18 protein-coding genes are annotated in these 21671 nt (G+C 60.7%); 3 read left to right on the top strand and 15 right to left on the bottom strand.

The features are described from left to right. Window positions 1-13 precede the first annotated feature (13 nt). The 13 genes from J7416_RS19210 to J7416_RS19150 all read right to left on the bottom strand — a co-directional run bounded on the left by J7416_RS19210 (window position 14) and on the right by J7416_RS19150 (window position 15853). Window positions 14-2011, bottom strand: a complete 1998-nt coding sequence (locus tag J7416_RS19210) for an AMP-binding protein (RefSeq protein ID WP_244867363.1) — start codon at window positions 2009-2011, stop codon at window positions 14-16. 4 nt (window positions 2012-2015) lie between these two features. Then, window positions 2016-2795, bottom strand: a complete 780-nt coding sequence (locus tag J7416_RS19205) for an ABC transporter ATP-binding protein (RefSeq protein WP_040608818.1) — start codon at window positions 2793-2795, stop codon at window positions 2016-2018. A gap of 187 nt (window positions 2796-2982) precedes the next feature. After that, the gene (locus J7416_RS19200) at window positions 2983-3834 is read right to left on the bottom strand and encodes a MaoC family dehydratase N-terminal domain-containing protein (protein ID WP_009803520.1); all 852 of its coding nucleotides are present in this window, start codon (window positions 3832-3834) and stop codon (window positions 2983-2985) included. A 12-nt stretch (window positions 3835-3846) separates the two neighbouring features. Next, the gene (locus tag J7416_RS19195) at window positions 3847-4998 is read right to left on the bottom strand and encodes an acyl-CoA dehydrogenase family protein (protein ID WP_209227030.1); all 1152 of its coding nucleotides are present in this window, start codon (window positions 4996-4998) and stop codon (window positions 3847-3849) included. Window positions 4999-5001: 3 nt separating this feature from the next. Continuing rightward, window positions 5002-5796 carry a citryl-CoA lyase gene (locus tag J7416_RS19190; protein WP_009803518.1) on the bottom strand — a complete coding sequence of 265 codons (795 nt, stop codon included), beginning with the start codon at window positions 5794-5796 and terminating at the stop codon, window positions 5002-5004. Beyond that, the gene (locus J7416_RS19185) at window positions 5796-6710 is read right to left on the bottom strand and encodes an SDR family NAD(P)-dependent oxidoreductase (RefSeq protein ID WP_040608815.1); all 915 of its coding nucleotides are present in this window, start codon (window positions 6708-6710) and stop codon (window positions 5796-5798) included. The genes J7416_RS19190 and J7416_RS19185 overlap by 1 nt, the downstream gene beginning before the upstream one ends. Before the next feature lie 12 nt (window positions 6711-6722). Then, window positions 6723-7682, bottom strand: a complete 960-nt coding sequence (locus J7416_RS19180) for a hydroxymethylglutaryl-CoA lyase (RefSeq protein ID WP_009803516.1) — start codon at window positions 7680-7682, stop codon at window positions 6723-6725. A gap of 4 nt (window positions 7683-7686) precedes the next feature. Further along, window positions 7687-9693 (bottom strand): biotin carboxylase N-terminal domain-containing protein, encoded by a 2007-nt coding sequence (locus J7416_RS19175; RefSeq protein ID WP_209227029.1) that lies wholly within the window; start codon window positions 9691-9693, stop codon window positions 7687-7689. Between the two features lie 10 nt (window positions 9694-9703). Beyond that, on the bottom strand, window positions 9704-11311 hold the full coding sequence (locus tag J7416_RS19170) for a carboxyl transferase domain-containing protein (RefSeq protein ID WP_088652161.1): 1608 nt from the start codon (window positions 11309-11311) through the stop codon (window positions 9704-9706). Next, window positions 11308-12699, bottom strand: a complete 1392-nt coding sequence (locus J7416_RS19165) for an AMP-binding protein (protein ID WP_040608814.1) — start codon at window positions 12697-12699, stop codon at window positions 11308-11310. Before J7416_RS19165 ends, J7416_RS19170 begins: the two co-directional genes overlap by 4 nt. A gap of 26 nt (window positions 12700-12725) precedes the next feature. Continuing rightward, a complete protein-coding gene (locus J7416_RS19160; protein WP_009803512.1) occupies window positions 12726-13886 on the bottom strand; it encodes an acyl-CoA dehydrogenase family protein in 1161 nt (386 codons plus the stop codon). Between the two features lie 9 nt (window positions 13887-13895). Continuing rightward, window positions 13896-14675, bottom strand: coding sequence for an enoyl-CoA hydratase/isomerase family protein (locus tag J7416_RS19155; protein ID WP_009803511.1), 780 nt, complete (start codon window positions 14673-14675; stop codon window positions 13896-13898). After that, window positions 14672-15853: an acyl-CoA dehydrogenase family protein gene (locus J7416_RS19150; RefSeq protein ID WP_009803510.1), complete on the bottom strand. Its 1182-nt coding sequence runs from the start codon at window positions 15851-15853 to the stop codon at window positions 14672-14674. The genes J7416_RS19155 and J7416_RS19150 overlap by 4 nt, the downstream gene beginning before the upstream one ends. Window positions 15854-15978: 125 nt before the next feature. Here J7416_RS19150 and J7416_RS19145 point away from each other — a divergent pair, with 125 nt between their 5' ends. Then, window positions 15979-17979, top strand: a complete 2001-nt coding sequence (locus tag J7416_RS19145) for an NADPH-dependent 2,4-dienoyl-CoA reductase (RefSeq protein ID WP_040608739.1) — start codon at window positions 15979-15981, stop codon at window positions 17977-17979. A gap of 26 nt (window positions 17980-18005) precedes the next feature. After that, window positions 18006-19526, top strand: a complete 1521-nt coding sequence (locus tag J7416_RS19140) for an AMP-binding protein (protein ID WP_209227027.1) — start codon at window positions 18006-18008, stop codon at window positions 19524-19526. A 463-nt stretch (window positions 19527-19989) separates the two neighbouring features. Here J7416_RS19140 and J7416_RS19135 read toward each other — a convergent pair whose 3' ends face one another. Continuing rightward, window positions 19990-20694, bottom strand: coding sequence for a glutathione S-transferase family protein (locus J7416_RS19135; protein ID WP_209227026.1), 705 nt, complete (start codon window positions 20692-20694; stop codon window positions 19990-19992). Next, a complete protein-coding gene (locus tag J7416_RS19130; RefSeq protein WP_040608736.1) occupies window positions 20691-21125 on the bottom strand; it encodes a DoxX family protein in 435 nt (144 codons plus the stop codon). The genes J7416_RS19135 and J7416_RS19130 overlap by 4 nt, the downstream gene beginning before the upstream one ends. Before the next feature lie 98 nt (window positions 21126-21223). On the opposite strand from J7416_RS19130, the gene J7416_RS19125 reads away from it, so the two are divergent. Beyond that, window positions 21224-21652, top strand: a complete 429-nt coding sequence (locus tag J7416_RS19125) for a MarR family transcriptional regulator (RefSeq protein ID WP_084658444.1) — start codon at window positions 21224-21226, stop codon at window positions 21650-21652. Window positions 21653-21671 lie beyond the last annotated feature (19 nt).

Below are 21671 nucleotides of genomic sequence, written 5' to 3'. Positions count from 1 at the left end.
TCGCCGACCTCCCCTAATTTTGCGACTGCCGGCTGGCAGCCTTCGATGCGTTTTTGACGTCCGATATGCGAACCGTGGCTTTGAGCACGCCTTGGCGTCCATCCTGATAGGTCACGGCGATCTCAAGGTCAGTCTGGTTGTCGCCGCCATAGATTGCATCGACAAGCTTGGCATATCGCTCTTCCAGAAAGGCACGCCGAAGCTTGCGGCTGCGGGTCAACTCGCCTTCGTCCGGGTCGAGTTCCTTTGGGAAATTCGCAAACCGCTCCAGGCGTGAGCCTTCGGGCAAAAGCGCATTGATGCGCGCCACTTCGCTTTTTATAAGTTCCAGAATCTCGGTTTTTTGCGACAGATCGGTGTAGGTCGAAAAGCTGATATTGTTCTCTTCCGCCCAGCGGCCAAGGACTTCCATATCGATATTGATCAACGCGCTGACGAAGTTTCGGGTTTCGTCGCCCAGCGTCATGAGATCCTTGATATAGGGGCTGTAGCGCAACCGCGTCTCGATGAATTGCGGCGGATAGCTGTGCCCGTTTGCCAAACGGCGCATGTCCTTGACGCGGTCAAAGAACAAAAGTTCGCCACTGTCGGTCATCGACACCGCGTCACCGGTTTTGTACCAACCGTCTTCGGTCAGCTCCTCGGCGGTCTTCTCGGGCTTGCCGTGATAGCCACCGAAGCCCGATCCGCCACGCACCTGAAGCTCCCCTTCGTCCGAAACCCTGTATTCTAGCGGTTCGCCGTAGTTCTTGTTGCTTTGCATCCAACTGCCGCTGGTTTCCAGCTGATAGCTTTCGCCGACATGCGCGGTCAAAAGGCCGATTTCGGTCGCGCCATACACGTTGCGCAGCTTAACCCCCATCGCGTGGAACATACGAAAAACGTCTGGCGCCATCAGGGCGCCGCCGCTCATTGCGTTTTTGGCCTTACCAAGGCCAAGATTGTCGCGCAGGTGATGCAGCACAAGCGCCTCGGCAAAGGGAAGCTGCAGGCGCGCGGCAAGCCTGGGCTTTCGCCCTTCCAGCCGTTCGACATGAACGTCGCGGCCAACCTTCATACCCCAGTCGTACATCGCATTGCGAAACTTGCCCGCGCCCAGCATCCGGGCCTGAACGATCGAGGCAAGGTTTTCCCATTGCCGCGGGCTGAACACCAGGGCGTCAACCGCCAGTTCGCGGATGTTGGCAAGCACATCCTCGGGGCCTTCGGGAAAGTTGACGACCATGGGCGCGAGCAGTCCGATCGAAAGGCCGAAAATCTGTTCAGTTACCCAGGCGGGGGAAATATAGGTCAGGTATTCGGTGCCCGGCGCGATATCGACCGCCCCCATCACCCGCGAACAGTTGTCGAACAGATAGCGTTGGCTGATGACCACACCCTTGGGCTTTCCGGTGGTCCCCGACGTATAGGACAGCAACGCGATATCATCCGCCCGTCCACGTTTTACGTGTTCTTCAAATCTGGTTGGTTCCTTGGCGTGGATCTGACGTCCTGCCGCGCTTACACTTTCAAAGGAATGCAACAGGGGATGATCATAGCCCCACAGGCCGGAATCGTCCCAGTAAACGATCGCCAACGCACCCGAGTACGTGCCAGAGATCTCGACGCATTTATCGACCTGCTCCTGATCCTGCGCCAGGAATATCCGCGTCTGGGAATCCTCAGCCAGATAGAGGATCTCCTCGGCGGTCTGATCCGGATAGACGGAAAGAACCTTACCACCCAGCGACTGCACCGCGTATTCAGCCCAGAAATGTTCGGGTTCGTTTTCGCCGATCATCATGACGGATTCGCCGGCCGACAAGCCCAGGTTCTCCAACCCGAGAGCCAAGGCGCGAACCCTGTCGAGAACATCGGCCCAGGTGAACTCACGCCAGATACCCAGGCGCTTGTGCCGTTCCGCGAGTTTGGTCGGTGTAGATGTCGCTCGCGCGAGCAAAACCTGCGGCAGGGTTTCGCTAGGTGTCACTGCCGGGTCCGAAAAGACCATTGCTGTCCGTTGTTTGACCATGCCGCTACCCCAGATATGCCTTTATGACAGCCGGGTCCTTCTGGATTTCTTCCGGGGTGCCTTCGGCAATGACCCGCCCGAAATCCAGCACCACGATCCGGTCGGCAAGGTCCATGACAACGCCCATGTCGTGCTCGACCAGAACCACTGGGATCTTGCGTGCCTCGCGCACATCGAGAATGAAGCGCGCCAGGTCTTCTTTCTCTTCCGAGTTCATGCCGGCCATCGGTTCATCCATCAGGAGGATCGACGGTTCCTGCGCCAATGCACGGCCCAGATCGACACGCTTTCGCAGCCCATATCCCAACGTGCCCACCGGCCGGTTGCGGATTGCCTCGATCTCTAGAAAGTCGATGATCTCTTCTGCGGCTTCCCGATGTTCCGATTCCTCGCGCATCACGGGACCGAACTGGAAGAAGGCCTGGACCACATTCGATTTCATCAGCATGTGACGACCAATCATGATGTTTTCCACCACGGTCTGCCCGGCAAAAAGATGGGTGCCCTGAAACGTACGCGCCACACCGCGCCGGGCGATCTGATCGACGCGCAGGCCGGTCACGTTCTGCCCCGAGATTTCGACATGTCCCTTTTGCGGGCGGTAAAAGCCGGCGGTCACGTTCAGAAAAGATGTTTTCCCGGCACCGTTCGGGCCGATGATCGCAAGCAATTCATCGTCGTTGACAGAAATGCTCACATCGTTGAGCGCAGTCACACCGCCGAATTTCAGTGTAGCGCCGCGCACGGCGAGCGGTGTTGAAGCATGTCCCGCATCCAGTGTCATGACAAGGCACATGACTGGCCTGAGCAACCCGCCGGGCCGTATTCAACCCGATCGAACGGTGATCCGCTTGTGACATGGTTTCGTCGCATCGTTTCTCCTCCCACCTCTTTTTTCAGAGGCTTGCTGAAAACTAACATATGTTAGAAATTTAAATCAACACCGGAGTCCGTTGACCCTAAAGAACCATTCAGACTTCTGAATATTCGGCGGAAAAACTCCGCATCCCGGTTTGATCCTGGCACCATACTGTTCCGGAGGCACCGGTTCCATCATTATGCAGTTGCAAGTTGCAGGGCAGCGTCAACGGGGCAAGACCCCGGAAAGAAAACCGTCCTGGCGGTTCTTTTAAGGCATCCGCGGCCAGGTTGAGAAGCAGCGTGGCCTGCAAGGGGCCGTGCACAACCAGTCCGCGATAGGACTCGGTTTCGGTCGCATAGACGTGGTCATAATGGATGCGATGCGAATTGAACGTCAGCGCGGAATAGCGAAACAGCAGCACCGGATCGGGTGTCAGGCTTGATGCCAGCGTGGCGGCGTCGGGCGCTGCGGGGGCTGGTGCAGGTGCGGTCCGCGCCGGGCCGGGCGGTGTGATCCCGCGAAAGACAATGGTTTGTGTCTCGCGGATGCAAAGCCGGTCGCCGCTTTGAAACTCCTGTTCGAGGTCAACAAAGACCAACACGCCGCTGCGGCCCTGCTTGGCCGCTATATCCCCGATCGTCGAGCGTCGGGTGACGGTCTCGCCGATTGCCAGCGGCGCGATATGGGTGACATTGCCGCCAGCCCACATGCGGGCAGGCAGCGGGACAGGCGGCAGAAACCCGCCCTTTTCGGCATGGCCGTCCTCTGAGAGGGCCGAGGTCGGCTCGGCATCAAGGGCCAGACACCAGTGAATGCCCAGCGGAACATCGCCCGCGCCGTCCCAAAGATGGCCGCCAAACGTGGCGCGGAACTTGTCGATCAGCCCCTGTGTCAGCAAGTCTTCGCGGGTTTCGGTGCGCCCCTGCCAGGGTGCCAGCGCCTCAAGGTCAATCTCGCTCATGGGCCTCAAACCTCAGAAGGATCGCGGCATGCCGAGGATATGTTCACCGACATAGGAGAGGATCAGGTTGGTCGAGATCGGGGCCACCTGGTAAAGCCGCGCCTCGCGGAACTTGCGCTCGACATCGTATTCCCGTGCGAAGCCAAAGCCGCCGTGGGTCTGGATGCAGGCATTGGCCGCTTCCCAGCTGGCCTCCGAGGCCAGCAGCTTGGCCATATTAGCCTGCGCTCCGCAATCCAGCCCGGCATCGAAGCGCCTGCAGGCTTCAAAGCGCATCAGATTGGCGGCCTCGATGTTGACATAGGCCTTGGCAATGGGAAACTGCACGCCCTGGTTCTGCCCGATGGGACGGTCGAAAACGATCCGCTCGCCGGCATAGGCGCGGGCCTTGTCGGTGAACCAGTAGCCGTCACCGATACATTCCGCAGCAATCAGGGTGCGTTCGGCGTTCAGACCGTCAAGGATATGGTAAAACCCGCGCCCCTCGGTGCCGATCAGGTTCTCGGCGGGTATTTCCAGGTTGTCGAAGAACACTTCGTTGGTTTCGTGGTTGGGCATGTTGTCGATCGGGCAGATCTCCATGCCCTTGCCGATTGCCGCCTTCAGATCGACCATGAAGATCGACAGGCCCTGCGACTTTTTCCTGACCTCTTTCAAGGGCGTGGTGCGCGCCAGCAGGATCATCAGGTCGGAATGCTGGATACGGCTGATCCAGACCTTCTGGCCGTTGATCTCATACCGGTCACCCTTCTTGACCGCGGTCGTCTTCAGTTTGGTGGTGTCGGTCCCGGTTGTCGGTTCGGTCACGGCCATGGATTGCAGGCGCAACGCGCCGCTGGCAATACCGGGCAGGTATTTCTGCTTTTGCTCATCCGAACCATGCCGCAGAAGCGTGCCCATGTTATACATCTGCCCGTGGCAATGGCCCGCGTTTCCGCCGCAGCGGTTCACCTCCTCCATGATGATCGAGGCTTCCGTCAACCCCAGACCCGAGCCACCGTATTCCTCTGGGATCATCGCGGCAAGCCAGCCCTCGCGGGTCAGCGCATCGACAAACTCCTCGGGGTAGCTTTCGCGGCGATGATATTCCGGCGGAAACTGCGCACAAAGCGCGCGCATTGCGTCGCGCAGATCATTATGGGTGTCGGGGGCCGAGGTCTGCATCGCCTATTTCGCCCCCGGTCCGGAGGTTTCAAGGATTTCTTCTTCGGCACGCTGCCACAGCTCATAGGAAATCGGGTTTTCGCTTTCCTCGAGGATATGTCCCACCAGGCCGATGGCCCGCGCCATGACGCCGAAACCGCGCACGATCTTCCAGGGGAAGCCGAATTCGCAGCAGATCGCCCCGATCGCGCCGGTGGCGTTGATCGGCAGCATCTTGCCCGATCTTTCCTCGGCCACGGTCTGAATTTTCTGGATCAACGCGATGTATTCGCCGGATTTTCCGTTCTCGGCGGCGATTTGGAAAAGGCGCGGGGTGCGCGGATCGACGGGCTTGTGCACCGGATGGCCCAGCCCCGGCACGATGGCCTTGCGGGCACGGAATTTGTCCACCGTCTCGACGGCCAGCGCATCCAGATCGACACCGGTGCCCAACTTGTCCTGTGGCAGTGCCTCGTAAAGCATTTTCGAGGCACCTTCCATAGAACCGACAAAGACGGTGCCCAGCCCACACAAGCCAGCCGCCACGGCCGCCTGAAGCGATTCCGGCGCCCCCATATAGGTCATCCGCGCCGCCAGGGCCGACGGCGTGATGCCATGTTCGACCAGGGTAATGACGATGGCGTTGAACACCCGGCTTTCCTCGGATGTGGCCTTGCGACCCGTCAACTGAAGAAACGCCAGATCGCCGAGGTTCATGTGGCCCAGGATTTCGTTGGGCAGATCGAGCCCGCGCACGCTGATCTTGTCAGAGGTGCTCCAGGCAATGTCGGAGCTGATTTTTTCTTTGCGTCTTCCCATCAGACAGGATCCCACGAAAAGACATCCGCCGAAACTTCGAGCGGTGTGAATTGCGATTTGAGCGCGGGAATGGCACGCTCGGCGATTTCGTCGGCGGTCCAGCCATCACCGGAATGAACCGACCGCACCGGGCGGGGCTGGTTGAACAGGAAGATTTCGTTCTTGCGAACCGCAAAGATCTGTCCGGACACGTCGGCCGCGCGGTCGCTCATCAGGAAACAGGCCATTGGAGCGACTTTGGCCGGTGTCATTTCCTTGATCTTTTCGACCCGTGCCGCCTGTTCCGGGGTGTCTGTCTTGATAGACGAGATCATCCGGCTCCAGGCGAAGGGCGCGATGCAGTTTGACCGCACGTTCCAGCGTTTCAGGTCGAGCGCGACCGATTTCGAGAAGGCCGCGATGCCCAGCTTTGCCGCCGAATAATTCGCCTGCGCCAGATTGCCAATCAGCCCCGAGGTCGAGGTCATGTGCACCAGAGCACCGCCCTCTTGTTCGCGGAAATAATCGGCCGCCGCGCGGCTGGTGTTGAACGCACCGTAGAGATGGACCTTCACAACCGCGTCGAAATCCTCGTAGGTCATCTTGTGGAAGAACCCGTCGCGCAGGATGCCCGCGTTGTTCACCACCGCGTCGATGCGGCCGAATTCGCTGACTCCGGCTTCGATCATCGCGCGCGCGGCGTCCGGATCGGTGACGTTGCCGCCATCGGCGATCGCATCGCCGCCCGCCGCCTTGATTTCTTCAACGACTTTCTGCGCCGCGGTTTCCGTCTGTCCGGTGCCCTTCAGTGACGCGCCCAGATCATTGACCACCACGGCGGCGCCTTCCGAGGCTGCCATCAAGGCGATATCACGCCCGATCCCACCGCCGGCCCCGGTGACCAGAACCACCTTCCCATCAAGTGCCTTTGTCATCTTCATTCTCCCTCAGCTTGCCTTGCGATATTTGTCCAGGCCGCCGGTATGCATGACCCGGCCCATGAGCGGCACGCCGATGATCTCTTCTGCCTTGTTCGCCGCTGCGATCAGCTTGTCCAGATCAATGCCGGTTTCGATGCCGAGCTCGTGACACAGGAACACCGCATCCTCGGTGCAGACATTGCCTGCGGCGCGGGCGTGACCGTGGCCCGCGAAAGGACAGCCGCCAAGACCGGCGACCGAGCTTTCGAACATGTCCACGCCCATCGACAGGGCGGCATGGAGATTGGCGATCCCCAGCCCACGCGTATCATGGATGTGCATACCGATGCGCGCCTCGGGCGCCATTTCGCGCAGCGCGCCGATCATCCGTTTGACCGCCTCGGGGTTTCCCCAACCCATGGTGTCGGCGACCACGAGGATCGGCACGGGGATGTTCTCTTCTTCGCACAGCTGAAGGATAAAGCGGAAATCGTCCAAGATTCGCTCTTGCGGGATGGGGCCTTCGAAGTTGCAGCCAAATGCCGTCATCACATAGGCCGCGTCGACGGTATATCCTTCTTCCTTGTAAAGACGGACCCAGTCGCGTTGTTTTTCCCGCATCTCCGCCGAGGAACAATTGTTGTTCGATTGGGCGAATGCCTCGGAGGGATAGAACAGCAGGCGCGGGTCGATATCGACCTCATGCGCGGTCAGGGCCTTGCGAAACCCTTTGTCGTTCAGCCACAGCGATGTGTAATTCACGCCCGGCTTGCGCTTGATACGCTGGAACAACTCGCCGGTGTCGGCCATTTGCGGTACGTATTTCGGGCTGACGAAACTTCCGACCTGAATGCGCTTCAGACCGGTTTCGCTGAGCATGTCGATCAGTTCGATCCGCTCTTCGATCGGATAAATCTTCTTTTCGATCTGAAAACCCTCGCGCGGGCCTTCTTCACGAAATTCGACGAATTTGGGAAAGTCGTTCATTTCATCACTCCTCGGATGGCAGAATCTCGGCGATGACCTGGCCCCGGTCGACCATGTCTCCATTCGAGACGGATATGTGGCTGGCGATCCCGGCCGCGGCCGCCCGGATCGAGATTTCGAGTTTCATGGATTCCAGGACCGCAACCACGTCGCCTTCGGCCACGCTCTGACCATCGGAGACCTTGATTTCGACAATCATGCCGGTCAGCGGAGAGGTCACGGCGCGATCCGCCGCGGCATCGCCGCCGGCAAAGGCAAGGGGCGCGGCGGGGCGGAAGACCAGGCGGCCTTCGGGCGTGCCCAGTTCGATCACGCCGGCATGCAGACGTGCCTCGATCAGGTGGACAGTGTCGCCCTCGTTCAGGCGCCAACGGCCCGGCGTGATTTCGCGTGCCGACAGTGTCAGCGCCTCGCCGTTTTCCGAATAGACGGTGTATCTGGCACCCGGTTTGACAGGACTGACGCGCAATTCCTCGGATACCTCGTCAGAATCGGTAAGCGTCACGCGCTGCCCCGCTTCCATCGCATCGCCGCCCAGTCCAAGCCGCCAGCCGGTAAAGGCATCACGGTTGGTCCAGGGATTGGCGTTTGTGTCGCTGCGCGACTGGGTCACGAAGAGAATGGCAGCGGTTGCTTTCCACAGATCGGGGCGGGTCAGGCCGGGTGCCTGTGTCAGCTCATCCAGCCTGCCGTCGATCCAGCGGGTATGCACCTGCATCCGTTCGAATTCATGGTTTCGCGCCAGCGCCGTCAAAAAGGCGCGATTGGTTTCGACACCTTCGACCGCGACATGATCAAGCGCCGTGGCCAGACGTGCCAATGCGGTTTCCCGGTCGGGCGCGTGCACGATCAGCTTGGCGATCATCGGGTCGTAGTAGGGCGTGACGGCATCGCCTTCCTCGACGCCGCTGTCGATACGCAGGCCCGATGGCAGGCTGAGCGTGGTGAGCGTACCCGTCGACGGGGCGAATTGCATCGCCGGATCTTCGGCGTATAGCCGTGCCTCGACCGCATGGCCGTTGATCGCCAGATCCTCCTGCACCAGCCCGAGGCCCGCGCCTTCGGCAATGCGCAGGTGAAGCGCGACAAGGTCCAGCCCGGTGATCGCTTCGGTGACGGGATGTTCCACCTGAATGCGCGGGTTCACCTCAAGAAAGAAATATTCGTCCCCCGCGACCAGAAATTCGACCGTGCCCAGCCCGCGATAGTCCAGCGTTTCACCGAGGCGCACCGCGTCGCGCGCGATGTCGTCCAGAAGCGTGCGCGGCAATCCCCAGGCCGGGGCTTCCTCGATGACCTTCTGGTGACGGCGCTGAAGCGTGCAATCGCGTTCGAACAGGTGCACCACATGGCCCTTGCCGTCACCTGCGATCTGCACTTCGACATGGCGCGCCTCGGGCAGGAAACGCTCCAACAGCAGCCCTTCGGAACCGAAGGTGGATTTTGCTTCGCGCAGCGCGCCTTCGATGTCCTCGACCAGCGTGGTTTCGTCGGTGACGAGCCGTTGCCCTCGCCCACCACCGCCGCCGACAGCCTTGAGCAGCACCGGCAGGCCCATTTGGCGCACCTCCTCGGCAATCTGCTCGGGATCGGACCGCGCACCTTCGGCGCCCGAAATCACCGGGACGCTGGCCGCCACGGCGGCCTCTTTGGCGCTGGCCTTGTCGCCGAAACGTTCCAGCGTTTCCGGCGTCGGCCCCATGAATATCATGCCGGCGGCTTCGACCGCGCGGGCAAAATCGGGGTTTTCGGCCAGAAAGCCGTAACCGGGATGGATCGCATCCGCGCCCACCGATTGCGCGGCGGCAATCACCGCGTCGATCTTCAGGTAACTTTCGGAGGCCGGTCCGCCGCCGATACAGACAGATTTGCCGATCTCGCGGACATGCAGGGCATTGGCGTCGGCCTGCGAATGTATGCCGACAGGTGTGATACCGCTGGCCCGCGCAGTGCGCGCGATCCGGCAGGCAATTTCGCCGCGGTTGGCGATCAGAAGCGTTTTGATTTTCACGGTTCGCTCCTCACATCCTGAACACGCCGAAGTTGGTCTCGACCTTGGGTCTGCGCGATGTCACATCTAGCATCAGCGCCATGACGTCACGGGTCTCACAGGGCTCGATCACGCTGTCGATCCAAAGGTTGGAAGCAAAATTATAGGCTCCCTGAAAATCTTCGTATTCCTCGCGGATCGGTGCCTTGAAGGCCTCCTCCTCCTCGGCGGTCCAGTTTCTGCCTTCGCGTTCGTTGATCTGCGCGCGCACCTGCGCCAGCACGCTGGCGGCCTGTTCCGGCCCCATGATCGCCGACCGTCCCGTCGGCCAGGCGAACATTGCGTCCGGCTGGAACGGGCGGCCCAGCATCGCCAGGTATCCGGCCCCGTAAGAGCCACCGGTGATGATTGTGAATTTCGGCACCCGGGCCGAAGACATGGCCGTGATCATCTTCGCACCGGCTTTTGCGATGCCCATCTGCTCGACCTCGCGCCCGACCATGAAGCCGTTCACATCGGCCAGGAACAGCAGCGGAATATCACGCTGCACGCAGAGATTGATGAAATGCGTGGCCTTCAGCGCGGCTTCGACGAAAAGCACACCTGTATTGGCGAGAATACCGACCTCGTGGCCGTGGATGCGACCCCAGCCGGTCATGATCGTGTCGCCATAAAGCGGTTTGAATTCGTGAAAATCGCTCTCATCGACCAACCGAGCCACGATTTCGCGGTTGTCGGTCGGTACCTTGGGGTCGCGGCTGATGAGTCCATAAATCTCTTCGACCGGGTAGGCGGGCGCACGGGGCGCTTCGGGCGTCTTGCGGGGTTGGGGTTTTTCGCCAAGATGGCTGACAATTTCGCGCGTGATGGCCAGAGCATGGGCGTCATCTTCAGCCAAATGGTCGGTCACGCCGGAGACGGACGAATGCATCTTGCCGCCACCCAGTTCTTCGGCTTCGACCTTTTCGCCGGTTGCGGCAAAGGTCAATTCCGGTCCGCCCAGATACATAAAGCCCTGACCGCGCACGATCACCACTTCGTCACAGAGCGCGGGGATATAGGCACCACCCGCAGTGCAGGGCCCCATGACCACGGCGATTTGCGGCACACCATCGCCGGACATGCCAACCTGTTGGTGAAAGATGGACCCGAACTGGCCTTCGTCGGGAAAGATGTTTTCCTGATCCGGCAGGAAGGCGCCGCCGGAGTCCACGAGGGTGATAACGGGCAGACGGTTCTTCCATGCGATCTTCTGCGCCCGCACATGTTTGCGCGATGTCATGCCGAAATAGGTGCCGCCCTTTACCGTGGCATCATTGGCGATGATCATGCATTGACGGCCCTCGATCACACCGATCCCGGTGATGATGCCCGCGCCCGGCGGCACGCCATTGTATTTGTTCAACCCGGCAAGTTCTCCGAGTTCCAGAAATGGTGTGCCCGGGTCGATCAGGCGTTCAATCCGTTCCCGCGGCAGGATCTTGCCCTTCTCCACATGCCGGTCGCGCGCCTTTTTGGGGCCGCCGACACGTTGCAGCAGCCGCAGCGCGTGCAGATCGGAGAGTTTTTCACGGTAGTGTGCGTCATTTGCCCGAAAGTCGTCGGACCCGGTATCAAGCAGGGATTTCATTTTGGTCATGGCAGGTTCGGATATTCCCTGAGAACAAAGGCGACCTTGGCGGCGCCGGGTTTTTCGAAAGTGTCAGCCGCCACCAGGTGAACGTCGGCCTTGAAGACAAGCGCGTCGCGCAGGCGTTGCTCGATCTTCTTCTTGAGGGCGGCGTCATCGGCCGGATCACGACCGGGGCCGCGTTCGACAATCACCGTCAGCGCGCCCTGCGTGGTGTGGCCCTCGAAATCAGCGACGATCCGCATGACGCCATTGGTGTCTGGCACCATCTCGGTGATTACGCTGTTGATGGCGGACGGGAATACATTGGCCCCGCGCACGATCAGCATGTCGTCGGTGCGACCGGTGCAGCGGATCTTGGGGCCGGTGCGCCCGCAGGCGCATTCGGTGTCGATGACCTCGATATAGTCGCCTGACCGGAACCGCACGAGCGGGCTCGCCTGGCGGCCGATCGCGGTATAGATCATCTCGCCCTCGGCGCCCTTTTCCCAGGGAATGATCCTGCCGCTATCGGGATCGAGCAATTCGGTGATGATATAGTCCATGTTGACCATATGCATTCCCGACTGTTCGTCGCATTCGGCCCAGTAAGTCACGCCCAGATCGGTTCCGCCCAGCATTTCGGTGCATTTCGCCCCCCAAGCCGCTTCGATCTTGGCGCGGATAGCAGGGATGCCGCCGCCGGGTTCGCCACCGACGATGACCTGTTCCACGCCCAACTCACTAGCCTTGCAGCCCAGCACTTCGGGCGCTTTTTCGGCCAGGTGCAGAACGAAATTCGGAGCACCAACGATGCAGCGCGGGCGCGTATCCGCGCAGGCACGCAGCAGCCGTTCGGCACCGCCATCCGCCCCCACCGGCACATCGATCGCGCCCATATACTGCAACCCCTGCATCACGGGGATGCCGCCGACAAAGCCCTTGGCCAGCGAAAACGCGTGCAACACCATGTCGCCGGGGCGCACGCCATTGGCAAAGAAGCAGCGCGCTGTCATCTCGTGCCACATCTCGGCGTCGGATTCTGTCAGGGCCACATATGAGGGGCTGCCGGTCGTGCCCGACGAGGCCTGCATCTGGATGATGTCCGACATGGGCGCGGCACGGTGCTTGCCAAAGGGCGGCTCGGCAGCGAGGCTTTCGCGGATCTCGGTCTTGTAGGTATAGGGCAGTTTTTGCAGGTCTTCGATGGTGCGGATATCGTCGAAGTCCACACCGGCCTCGGCGAACTTTTCCTGATAGAAGGTCGAGTTCGCCTTGAGATACGCCATCTGATCGCGCAGCCGCTCTTCCTGAATACGGCGCACCTCGTCGAGCGGTGTGCCCTCGATCGTGTGCCAGAAGCGATCATTTATCTTGTCGGCGGCATCCTGCCGCCTGAAGCGCATTCCAAATTGCATGTCGTTCTCCATGTCGGGCAGAGCGATCAATAAGACCGCGGCAGACCCATGACCTTTTCGCCGATGAAGCTGAGGCACAGCTCGCGGTTCACGGGCGCCGTGCGCAACAAGCGCACCAGCGGGTACATCTCGTATAGTCCCGTATCCTCGGTGAAGCCCGATCCGCCATGCGCCTGCAGCGCGGCGTCCACCGCGTCGATCCCGGCTTCGGCGGCGGCGTATTTTGCCATGTTTGACGACGCCCCTGCCGGCAGTTTGTTGTCAAACTCCCAGGCCGCCCGACGGGTCATCAGGCTGGCCATCTCGACCGCTGTGTGCGCCTTGGCCATCGGGTGCTGCACGCCCTGATGCGCACCGATGGGTTGGCCGAACACATTGCGTTCGGAGGCATAGGCCACGCCCTTGTTCAGGGCGAACCGGCCGATGCCGCAGCACAGGGCGGCCAGGATGATGCGTTCGGGGTTGAGACTGTCGAACAGGATCGAGAACCCTTCGTCCACCTCGCCGACCACGTCCTCCGGGCCCAGATCCACCTCGTCGAAGAACAGGGTCCACTGTTCCTCGGGCAGGGGGATCGAGATCTTCACCCGCTGCTTGTCGACGCCCTTTTTCTTCAGATCCACTGCGAACAGGGTAAAGCCGTCGGTCTTGCGGCTGACCTCGGTATGCGGCTTGGTTCGCGCCACGACTAGGCAATAGTCCGAGACCTCGGCGCCAGTGATAAAGGTCTTTTCGCCCGACAGGCTGAACCGGTTGCCCCGACGTTTGGCCAGCGTAGTGGCCTTCATCGTGTTCGACCCGGCGCCCGGTTCCGTGATCGCAAAACAGAACTGGATATCACCGCGGCAGGCCGCCGGCAGCAGCTCTTTCTTGTGGAATTCACTCCCGTGGCTGGCGATATGAGCCAGCGACATGGTCGGCCCGACCACCATCATCAAAAGCGGAATGCCGTGATTGGCGGTGCCTTCCATGAACAGCGCCATTTCGGTCATGCCGAGGCCCGCGCCGCCGTATTCCTCGGGCACCATGATGCCGAGAAAACCGTCATCGGCAATCTGCTTGAACATATCGTGGGGAAACTCGTGCTTGCGCGCGTGTTCCAGCCAATAAGCATTGTCATATGTCTGCGCCAGCTGACCGCCATATTCGTAAATCTGACGCTGTTCATCGTTCAGAGTGAATTCCATGTTTCGTCCTCAAGCCTTGAATTCGGGGGCGCGCCGGTTCTCGAATGCGTCGAGGCCCTCGGCGACGTCATCGCTGGGCAGTGCGCGCACGGCGGCGTCACGCTCAAGCCGCATCTGCTGGTCGATGCCGAGATCTGCGCCTTCGCGCGCCAGCCGCTTCATTTCCGCGATCCCTGGGCGCGATCGGGTCGCGATCTTTTCGCAATATTCCAGCGCGGCTTGGTGCAGATCCGCATCCGGTACGATGTAGTTGACCAGCCCGACCTCCTTGGCCTCGTCGGCTTTGAGCCAGCGCGCTGAGAACATCAGGTCAAGCGCCCGGCGTTCCCCCATTAGCCGCGTCAGCCGTTGCGAGCCGCCCCAACCAGGGATCAACCCAAACTGTGCGTGTTGATCGCCGAACTGCGCGGTTTCGGCCGCAAAGCACACGTCACATCCCAGCATCAGTTCGACCCCGCCGGCCAGACACAACCCCTGCACTGCGACTACGACAGGGAGGGAGGAGGTTTCGAGCGCTCGCAGGTTTTCCATGCCAAAGGCGAGGAAATGGTCCAGCGCGGCGGGATCGTTCAGTTTGCCCTTCACCTCGGTCAGGTCGGCTCCGGTGCAAAAATGTTTGCCCTGCGCCCGGATCAGGATCGACCGGATATCCGGGTCCGCCTCGAACCTGGCGCGCGCGCTCGAAATGCACTCATGCACCTCAAGCGACAGGCAATTGAACTTCTCGGGGCGCGCCAGCTCGATAATGCCGACGCTGCCTTGGGTGATTACTGCGACGGGAGCGCTCATTTCGATGCCCCCTTTGCTTTCTTGTCATATTGCAGCGCCACGCGGCCGGCCTTTTCGCGGGCGATCACAAGCTTCTGGATCTGTGCGGTGCCGTCACCGATCTGCAGACCAAGCACATCGTTGTAGCGCTGGTGGTGGGGCAGGTCGGTCGTGTACCCGTAATGTCCGTGCAGGATCAGACATTGGTGCAGGATTTCGCAGGCGGTCTTAGGCAGGTACCATTTGCACATCGCCGCTTGCGACGTGTGGGGCATGCCCCGGTCGCGCAGGTCCAGCGTGTAATAGCAAAGCTGACGCATCATGGTCAGCTGGGTTTCGGCCTCGGCCAAGGGAAAGCTGACGCCCTGATACTGTACGATCGGCGCACCGAACGCCTCGCGTTCCTGCACATAGGCCCAGGTTTCATCCACCGAGGCCTGCGCCGCGCCAAGGCATTCCAGCCCGATCAGCGCGCGGGAATAATCGAAGCCCGCCATGATCGTCCCGAAGGCACGGTCCTGCTCGGCCATCAGGTTTTCGGCCGGCACAAACACGTCATCAAAGAACACCGATCCGCGGCCGACAGGCTTGGTGCCGATGTCGTCGAAATGGGTTCGCTTGATGCCGTCCTGGTTCAAATCGACAAAAAAGGCGCTGACCCCGCGCGAACCGCCATCGGGATTGCCGGTGCGGGCGAAAACCACGGCCGCATCGGCCTGGCTGGCAAAGCTCATGGACGTCTTTTCACCGTTCAGCCGCCAGCCGTTTCCGGACTTCTCGGCCTTCAGGATCAGGTTCGCCGCATCCGATCCGCCGCGCGGCTCTGTCAGGCCCAGGCCAATGACGGCATCGCCGGAGACCACCTTGGGCACCCACTCCGCAGCGATATCCCGACAGGCGTGCTTGGCCACCATGCCCCCCATGAGAGAGCCAAGAAGCTGCACATAGCTCGCGTTGAAATCGGCATAGGCGATTTCTTCGACGATCAACCCTGATGTGACAGAGCTTTCGCCGAGCCCGCCGAAGTCTTCGGGCAGATCGGCCCCGATCAATCCAAGCGAACCCATCTCCTTGATCAGGGCGCGATCGAACGTATGGCCGCTTGCGCGCGCCTGATAGGTGGGCGCAAGCTTTTCAGTTGCGAAGCGCTTTGCGGTCTCGCGAAACGCCTTCTGATCGTCTGTTGGCTGGAACTGCATCGGTGCTCCTCCCATGAGCGAAAATCTTCTTTTAAAAAATCTAACAAATGTTAGAATGCAGATCAAGCGTAGTTTTAAGGAGGATGCCCACAGTGGAGAATAAGCCAACGGAGAGCTTTGGGACCATGCTCTCGCCCATCCGCGCAGGCCAGCATACATTGCGAAATCGTGTCATCATGGGGTCGATGCACACGCGGTTGGAAACCGAGCCTGACGGCATAGCCAAACAGGTCGCTTTTTACTCTGAGCGGGCGCGGGGGGAGGCGGCGATTCTGGTCACCGGCGGGTTTTCGCCCAATGCCGAGGGCATATTCGATCCAGAAGGTCCGCGAATCGATGATCCGGAAGAAGCGCTTAGCCTGCGCCCGATCTGCGAGGCGGTGCAGGCCGAAGGCAGCCTGATCTGCGCGCAACTCCTCCACGCCGGGCGCTATGCCAAGATCGAAGGCTGTGTCGCCCCGTCGCCGATCCGCGCTCCGATCAACCGTTTCATCCCGCGTGAAATGACCGAAGCCGACATTCTCCGTACCATCGAGGATTTTGCCGTGGCAGCCGCCAATGCGCAGGCCGCAGGCTTTGATGGCGTCGAGATCATGGGGTCCGAGGGATACCTGATCAACGAATTCACCGTCACCCATACCAACAAGCGCCAAGACGACTGGGGCGGCAGCGCCGCGAACCGCCACCGATTCCCGGTCGAGATCGTGCGCGCGGTGCGCGAACGCTGTGGGTCCGAATTTCTGGTTATCTACCGGATTTCGGCGGCCGATCTGATCGAGGGCGGCGCGCCCGCCGATGAAATTGCCGCACTGGCACGCAAGATCGAGGCCGCAGGTGCGGATATTCTGAACACCGGCATCGGCTGGCACGAGGCCCGCGTGCCGACGATCGCCTATCCGGTGCCGCGCGGTGCCTGGCGCAAGGCGGCAGCCAACGTGAAAGCGGCGGTGTCGATCCCGGTGGTCGCCTCGAACCGGATCAACACACCCCAGCTTTCCGAAGACATACTTGCCTCTGGCGATGCGGACATGATCTCGATGGCGCGCCCGTTTCTGGCCGATCCACATTTCGTGAAAAAGGCGCGAGAGGGCCGCGCGGACGAGATCAACACCTGCATCGCCTGCAACCAGGCCTGTCTGGATTTCATCTTTTCGGACCGGCCGGTCGGATGTCTGGTCAATCCAAGGGCCGGGCGTGAAACGGAATTCCGGGATACGCCAGCCGACACGCCAAAGAAAGTGGCCGTCGTTGGCGGTGGTGCCGCGGGCATGGCCACAGCCGCCGAGGCGGCGCGGCTGGGCCATGCTGTCACGCTGTTCGAGGCGCAGGACAAGCTGGGCGGTCAACTGAATCTGGCCCGCGCCGCACCGGGCAAGGACGAATTCGACGAAACCCTTCGGTATTATGCCGGTCAGATGCAGAAACACGGGGTCACGCAGCGTCTGGGACAGCGGGTAGAGGCGAGCGATCTTGAAGGCTTCGACCATGTGGTTATCGCCACCGGGGTCATGCCGCGCATTCCCGACCTGCCGGGTATCGACCATCACAGCGTCGCGACTTACGCCGAAATTCTGTCCGGCGACCGTGTGGCGGGCGACCGTGTCGTCGTGATGGGGGCAGGGGGCATCGGTCATGATGTGGCCGAGTTCCTGGTGACCGAACCCGCCGAGACCGCCAACTCCGACGTCTTTTGCGAAACCTGGGCTGTGGACCCCGAATTTGTCTCATCAGGTGCCCTGGCGGGCGACCCTCTGGCACCGAAGCCGTCGCGCCGCAAGGTCGTCATGCTGCAGCGCAAGACCGCTAAACCGGGGGCGGGGCTTGGTGTTTCGACAGGGTGGATCCTGCGCAACGCGCTGCGCAAACATGGGGTCGAGGCAATGGGCGGCGTGACCTATGAACATATCGACGATGCGGGGCTGCATATCGTCGCGGACGGAATGCCAAAGGTCATCGCAGCCGATACAATTGTGCTGTGCACCGGTCAGGAACCGGAACGGACCCTGGCCCAAGAGCTTGCCGCGCGCAGCGTCCCGGTTACGATGATCGGCGGGGCAAAGGAGGCCGCCGAACTGGATGCGCTGCGCGCCATTGATGAAGGCGTGCGCCTGGCGCAGGATCTCTGAACCGAAGCTCGGGCAAGGGGGAAACTATGCTGACCGACGTCATCCGCGCGGGGCGCGCTGATCTGTATTCGATCTTTCGAACCCGCGCACATGACTGCGCCCGCGCCCTCGCCATCGAGGACGGCAGCAGGAAATTGACCTATGCCGAGCTGCTGGAGCGGGTCGATCGTCTGGCTGCCGTGTTTCTGGCCAAGGGCGTTGCACCGGGCGACAGGATTGCGATCCTGTCGCACAACCGCTCTGAATACTTGGAGGTCGAACTCGCCGCAGCGGGAATCGGCGCGATCGTCGCCTGTCTGAACTGGCGGCTTGTCCCCGATGAACTGTGGCACTGCATCGATCTGGTTGAGCCGGTGCTCGCGGTTGTCGAACCGGAACTTTCAGAAGCGTATCGCGCCGTCGCGTCGACACCCTGTCTAACCGTCGGGCCAGACCTGGAAACGGCCATTGCCGGGGCCGGGCCGGACCCGCGCATCGGAAGCATGGTCGACGATCCAGAGGCCGGTCTGACGATTCTATATACCTCGGGGACTACGGGCCTGCCCAAGGGGGCGCTCATCAGCCACCGCGCGCATATCGCCCGATCCATGGCATTTGCGGCACAACTGGCGCTGGATCCCGGTGACGGGTTCATCGCCTGGGCGCCGATGTTCCACATGGCCTCCACCGATCATGCGCTGGCAACGATCTTGCGGGGCGGGACCGTGGTGATGGTGGACGGATTGCAGCCTGCAGTCATCAACGAGGCGCTGTCGCGCTACCGGATCGGCTGGTTCGTGATGATGCCCGGTGCGCTGGACGCCTTTATCGCAGAACGACGCGCCAACCCTTTGCCCGTGAAGGGGATCAAGGTTTGCGGCGCAATGGCCGATCTGGTGCCGCCGCATCAGATCGCGGAACTGACAGCCCTTCTGGACACGCCCTATCTGAATTCTTTCGGCGCAACCGAAACCGGCCTGCCGCCGGGGACCGCCGATCTGATTGCGCCGGGTGTTACCCCGAACCGGCTTTCCAAGCGCATCAGCGCATTTTGTGAGGTTCGGCTGGTCGATCCTGACGACCGCGAAGTCCCCGATGGGACGCCGGGCGAAATGGCTGTGCGGGGCCCGACATTGTTTTCAGGGTACTGGAACGCCGAGGACACCAACGCTCGCGATTTTCGCAACGGCTTTTTCCACATGGGCGACTTGTTCCGGCGCAATGCGGACGGCACCGTCGACTTCGTGGATCGGGCGAAATACCTGATCAAGACCGGTGGCGAGAACGTCTATCCGGCGGAAATCGAACGTGTGCTTCTATCTCATCCCGGTGTGGTCGATGCCGCGGTAGTGCGGGCATTCGACGTGAAATGGGGGGAAAGCCCGGTGGCCTTTGTCGCCTGCAGCAAGGGCGGGCCGGATGCCGAGGCGCTGATGAAATTGTGCCGCGAAAACCTCGCTGGCTACAAACGGCCGCGCAAGTTTCTGTTCATCGCGTTCGAGGATTTTCCCAGATCGACCAGCGGAAAGGTCCAGCGGCATATCCTCGAAGCCCGGCTCGCAGATTAATTTTTGCTCCGACCCGATCGTCACCCCGCCACGCCCGTTCGCCCCACTAGCGATTTAAGCGTTCCTGTCATCGTTGCGACGAGCTTCTCATCCCCGCCCTTTGGAGTAGCCCCCTGAAAGTGGTCCACCAACCGGGATAGATTGACCCGCGATTGACGTGCTGCCCTCTGTCGGACCACACGGCTGGGGGTTTCCCGGGGGTTTGAGCTCAGGCGGATTCTTCGATCCCTGAGCCATTCATCAGCGCGATCGGTGGTTTGTTCCCGGTTGCGCTGTGGGGGCAGCAGGTCACCCGGCGCTTCGCACGGACGGGCATGGAATGCCGGCAAGTGCCGGTTGGGGCTGCTGCGGGCCTTCAAGGGAAAGTCGGCGACTATCCGATGTGCGGGACAGAGCGGGTATTCACCAAGCGAACTCAAACGTCCGGTTCTGCACTGCGGCCCGACAAAACGATATCAAGTGATCAGCGGTCAGCCGATTGCACCTGTGTAACAGTCTTCTTCGGCCTTCCTGTCTGCATGATCTGGGACAGGTAAGAATTGCGCCGTCTGATGAAGTCACGCAGAAGAGTCGGGTAGTCTTCACTGACGGCACTCTTCACAGAAACCCGACGCTCCAGTTCATATCGCCAGGCCCTTACACGGGCAAGCCCTGTGAAGACGCCAAACTCTCCGATGGCGTCAAAAACGTCGAAATAGCGGAAGACCGGGCCGAAGACGACATCGACGAGGCTGAACTGGTGGCCGTCGAACCATGGTCCCTCCCCAAGCTCCGCGTCCAGCCGAAGGAACTTTGCGCGGAGCGCCGCGACTTTTGCTTCCAACGCTTTATCGTTCGGCGCCGAGTAGAACCCCGCAATGTCGTTCAAGACAGCAGATCCAAATTCAATCCAGGCACGGTGGCGGGCGCGATCGAGAGCGTCGTGCGGATGAAGCGCGTGGGGTTGTGTATCCTCAAGATATTCGAGGATAACCGCAGATTCGAAAATCGGCGTCCCGTCCACAACCAGGACAGGCGTCTTGCCCAGCGGAGATATGGCAAGAAACCAGTCGGGCTTGTTCGAAAGATCGATGTGAGTTCTCTCGAACGTGACACTTTTCTCAGTGAGCGAGATCGCTGCGCGCTGCACATATGGGCAGAGCGCATGGCTAATGAGGTGGAGGCTCATGTTGTCTCTCCCTCCATCTGCACGTTGCCGGGCGCGAAGGAGGGGCTGAGGGCGAAACGGCCGTCGCCCAGAAGTCCTTGCACGACGGCAAGCAGCGTCAGATAGGCCGGGTATTCCCACCCGCCGTTCTCGTATCCGAACATCCAGCCGTTTCCTGAGTGAGCCCAGGTCGCTCCGGCCAAGATGGGCACGGTCGCCGACGCGACCCACCGAGCCTGTACGCCGAGGACCAAAAGGGCACCGGCAATCGCCTCGACTGCAAAGATCATATAGGCAAACCAGCCGGGCAGCCCGATCGAAACGAAGAACTGCGCCGTTCCGGGAAGTGTGAAAATGAAGAGCTTGAGAAACAGGCTGTGCGCCAGGAACATGATACCGAGTGCTATACGGAGCAGGAATATCCCAAATTCTGTGAGGTGCGATTGTGACATGATATGATCCCATGTGTCGATGCATTTGCATCTATATATAACGCGTCACATGCGACGTCAAGGTTGATGCACTTACATGTATATGATAGGTGCTGGATATGAACGAGATTGACCATGCTACTGAGGCCGCCTGGACAGCCCTCATGACTAAAAGCCGCGTTTTGCTTGAGGCTGTCGAATCGTCTCTGAAATCGGCAGGATACCCGCCACTTGCATGGTATGACGCGCTTCTCGAACTCGAGAAGGCAGGCCCGGACGGACTCCGTCCATTCGAACTCAAAGACCGGATTTTGTTACCCCAATACGGTACATCGCGGTTGCTGGACCGCATGGTGAAAGCAGGGCTGGTGGACCGACGGAACTGCTCGGAAGATGGGCGAGGTCAAAACATTTCTATCTCTGAAAAGGGTAAATCTGTCAGGAGGGCGATGTGGCCGATCTATGAACGGGTTCTGTCGGAAAGGATCGGCGCAAAGCTGAAACCCAAAGACGCCGCTCAATTGGCCACGCTACTCTCAAGGCTCTGAAGTCTCGGTCGACTGACGC

The sequence above is a fragment of the Ruegeria sp. R14_0 genome, from assembly GCF_017743975.1.
Classification (GTDB): domain Bacteria; phylum Pseudomonadota; class Alphaproteobacteria; order Rhodobacterales; family Rhodobacteraceae; genus Ruegeria.
The sequence above is the reverse complement of the archived record's forward strand: the minus strand, read 5'-3'. Positions and strand labels throughout refer to the sequence as shown.

Excerpts from the sequence above, each read along its gene's own strand:
- J7416_RS19210 (WP_244867363.1), bottom strand. The coding sequence starts at position 2,011 with ATGGTCAAACAACGGACAGCAATGGTCTTTTCGGACCCGGCAGTGACA.
- J7416_RS19205 (WP_040608818.1), bottom strand. The coding sequence starts at position 2,795 with ATGACACTGGATGCGGGACATGCTTCAACACCGCTCGCCGTGCGCGGC.
- J7416_RS19200 (WP_009803520.1), bottom strand. The coding sequence starts at position 3,834 with ATGAGCGAGATTGACCTTGAGGCGCTGGCACCCTGGCAGGGGCGCACC.
- J7416_RS19195 (WP_209227030.1), bottom strand. The coding sequence starts at position 4,998 with ATGCAGACCTCGGCCCCCGACACCCATAATGATCTGCGCGACGCAATG.
- J7416_RS19190 (WP_009803518.1), bottom strand. The coding sequence starts at position 5,796 with ATGGGAAGACGCAAAGAAAAAATCAGCTCCGACATTGCCTGGAGCACC.
- J7416_RS19185 (WP_040608815.1), bottom strand. The coding sequence starts at position 6,710 with ATGACAAAGGCACTTGATGGGAAGGTGGTTCTGGTCACCGGGGCCGGC.
- J7416_RS19180 (WP_009803516.1), bottom strand. The coding sequence starts at position 7,682 with ATGAACGACTTTCCCAAATTCGTCGAATTTCGTGAAGAAGGCCCGCGC.
- J7416_RS19170 (WP_088652161.1), bottom strand. The coding sequence starts at position 11,311 with ATGACCAAAATGAAATCCCTGCTTGATACCGGGTCCGACGACTTTCGG.
- J7416_RS19165 (WP_040608814.1), bottom strand. The coding sequence starts at position 12,699 with ATGCAATTTGGAATGCGCTTCAGGCGGCAGGATGCCGCCGACAAGATA.
- J7416_RS19160 (WP_009803512.1), bottom strand. The coding sequence starts at position 13,886 with ATGGAATTCACTCTGAACGATGAACAGCGTCAGATTTACGAATATGGC.
- J7416_RS19155 (WP_009803511.1), bottom strand. The coding sequence starts at position 14,675 with ATGAGCGCTCCCGTCGCAGTAATCACCCAAGGCAGCGTCGGCATTATC.
- J7416_RS19150 (WP_009803510.1), bottom strand. The coding sequence starts at position 15,853 with ATGCAGTTCCAGCCAACAGACGATCAGAAGGCGTTTCGCGAGACCGCA.
- J7416_RS19145 (WP_040608739.1), top strand. The coding sequence starts at position 15,979 with ATGCTCTCGCCCATCCGCGCAGGCCAGCATACATTGCGAAATCGTGTC.
- J7416_RS19140 (WP_209227027.1), top strand. The coding sequence starts at position 18,006 with ATGCTGACCGACGTCATCCGCGCGGGGCGCGCTGATCTGTATTCGATC.
- J7416_RS19135 (WP_209227026.1), bottom strand. The coding sequence starts at position 20,694 with ATGAGCCTCCACCTCATTAGCCATGCGCTCTGCCCATATGTGCAGCGC.
- J7416_RS19130 (WP_040608736.1), bottom strand. The coding sequence starts at position 21,125 with ATGTCACAATCGCACCTCACAGAATTTGGGATATTCCTGCTCCGTATA.
- J7416_RS19125 (WP_084658444.1), top strand. The coding sequence starts at position 21,224 with ATGAACGAGATTGACCATGCTACTGAGGCCGCCTGGACAGCCCTCATG.